The organism is Sporosarcina sp. FSL K6-5500 (assembly GCF_038005665.1).
GTDB lineage: Bacteria > Bacillota > Bacilli > Bacillales_A > Planococcaceae > Sporosarcina > Sporosarcina psychrophila.
Window position 1 is genome coordinate 1630001 of the sequence record NZ_JBBOTP010000001.1, and the last position, 2500, is coordinate 1632500.

A 2500-nucleotide genomic window follows, 5' to 3' on the forward strand; every position below is an offset into this window, starting at 1 on the left:
AGTGCATTTATTGGTTTAACATTTCTGTTAGTTGGATTGAGCGTATAAAATTTGCTTGCCCTACAATTCTTTTTTGATAACACTTAGCACGGCCTGAGGAAATAAACTATCCAAACAATACCCCACTAAAGTGAGCTCTTAAAATCAGCAATCCCTCTCTTCAAACGGCATCACTGAATGTTAAGGCATAGCCATTCATATTTCACAGATGAATTAATGCAAGTAAAACAAGGCATTCTTAAAAATAGGATCTAATTCAAATGTTGTGATGAGGTTGTGATTTGCATGTCACCCTTTATCCTGAATAAACCTCTTTTTTTATTCTTAACGTTCGATACTATTTTAGCTTTAAAGTCATTCAAGCGCCTAATGCCATACGCGTTACACTTCGCTTATCTATATGTGTTGATATAAAGAATCCACTCAACAACGTTCGGCGCTAGGGGATGCCTCCCGCAATAAGCCAGAAAGAAAACCGCTGTCAGCCTTATTGCTTCGGCTGCCCCTTGAGGCGCCTTTGCTGGAGATTATATAGAATCATTAGTTCAACATATATAGTACGTTGCTCATTTAATTCTTTTTGTACATTCAGTCATACTATATCAATTTCTCAGTAAGTAATGCGCGATAATCAAAAGGCGTTCTAACGACTGTTTAACCGTACTTTAAAGCTTGGATTCATGCTCGTCATTACTATTTCCACACCCGCAAGCATAACCACGACGTTTACAGAAGAGAACGGTTAAGCGCTCGAACCATAAAGTTGTATGGATGCCTTAATATTTATTATAGATCCTAAAAATAAACACAAAAAAAGCCACTACCTATAAGGTAATGACCTTTCAATGAGACCGGCGACGTCCTACTCTCGCAGGGGGAAACCCCCAACTACCATCGGCGCTGAAGAGCTTAACTTCCGTGTTCGGGATGGGAACGGGTGTGACCTCTTCGCAATCGTCACCAGACTCTTTGAGCTTGTTCGCTCAAAACTGAATAAAACAGACATTGTGCTACACAAAACCAGGGTAATCAAGCCCTTTTCAAAATTGGTTAAGTCCTCGATCGATTAGTATCCGTCAGCTCCACACGTCGCCGTGCTTCCACCCCAGACCTATCAACCTCATCTTCTTTGAGGGATCTTACTTACTTGCGTAATGGGAAATCTCATCTCGAGGGGGGCTTCATGCTTAGATGCTTTCAGCATTTATCCCGTCCATACATAGCTACCCAGCGATGCCTTTGGCAAGACAACTGGTACACCAGAGGTATGTCCATCCCGGTCCTCTCGTACTAAGGACAGCTCCTCTCAAATTTCCTGCGCCCGCGACGGATAGGGACCGAACTGTCTCACGACGTTCTGAACCCAGCTCGCGTACCGCTTTAATGGGCGAACAGCCCAACCCTTGGGACCGACTACAGCCCCAGGATGCGATGAGCCGACATCGAGGTGCCAAACCTCCCCGTCGATGTGGACTCTTGGGGGAGATAAGCCTGTTATCCCCGGGGTAGCTTTTATCCGTTGAGCGATGGCCCTTCCATGCGGAACCACCGGATCACTAAGCCCGTCTTTCGACCCTGCTCGACTTGTAGGTCTCGCAGTCAAGCTCCCTTATGCCTTTGCACTCTACGAATGATGTCCAACCATTCTGAGGGAACCTTTGGGCGCCTCCGTTACTCTTTAGGAGGCGACCGCCCCAGTCAAACTGCCCGCCTGACACTGTCTCCTGCCCCGATAAGGGGCATGGGTTAGAAGTCCAATACAGCCAGGGTAGTATCCCACCAACGCCTCATCCGAAGCTAGCGCTCCGGAATCCAAGGCTCCTACCTATCCTGTACAGGCTGCACCGGAATTCAATATCAGGTTACAGTAAAGCTCCACGGGGTCTTTCCGTCCTGTCGCGGGTAACCTGCATCTTCACAGGTATTATAATTTCACCGAGTCTCTCGTTGAGACAGTGCCCAGATCGTTACGCCTTTCGTGCGGGTCGGAACTTACCCGACAAGGAATTTCGCTACCTTAGGACCGTTATAGTTACGGCCGCCGTTTACTGGGGCTTCAATTCGAAGCTTCGCTTGCGCTGACCTCTCCTCTTAACCTTCCAGCACCGGGCAGGCGTCAGCCCCTATACTTCACCTTGCGGTTTTGCAGAGACCTGTGTTTTTGCTAAACAGTCGCCTGGGCCTATTCACTGCGGCTCTCTCGGGCTTTAACACCCTACCAGAGCACCCCTTCTCCCGAAGTTACGGGGTCATTTTGCCGAGTTCCTTAACGAGAGTTCTCTCGATCACCTTAGGATTCTCTCCTCGCCTACCTGTGTCGGTTTGCGGTACAGGCACCTCCCGCCTCGCTAGAGGCTTTTCTTGGCAGCGTGAAATCAGGGACTCAGGGATAAATCCCCTTGCTGTAACAGCTCAATGTTATAGGAACGGGATTTGCCTCATTCCACACCTCACTGCTTAGACGCGCATAACCAACAGCGCGCTCACCCTATCCTACTGC

2 rRNA genes (1 of these 2 only partly in view) are annotated in these 2500 nt (G+C 48.1%); both read right to left on the bottom strand.

Annotated elements, in window-relative coordinates:
* Nucleotides 1-849 precede the first annotated feature (849 nt).
* Nucleotides 850-965: ribosomal RNA gene (gene rrf / locus MKX62_RS07570) — 5S ribosomal RNA — on the bottom strand.
* Nucleotides 966-1046: 81 nt separating this feature from the next.
* A 23S ribosomal RNA gene (locus MKX62_RS07575) occupies nucleotides 1047-2500 on the bottom strand; it runs 1478 nt beyond the window's last position.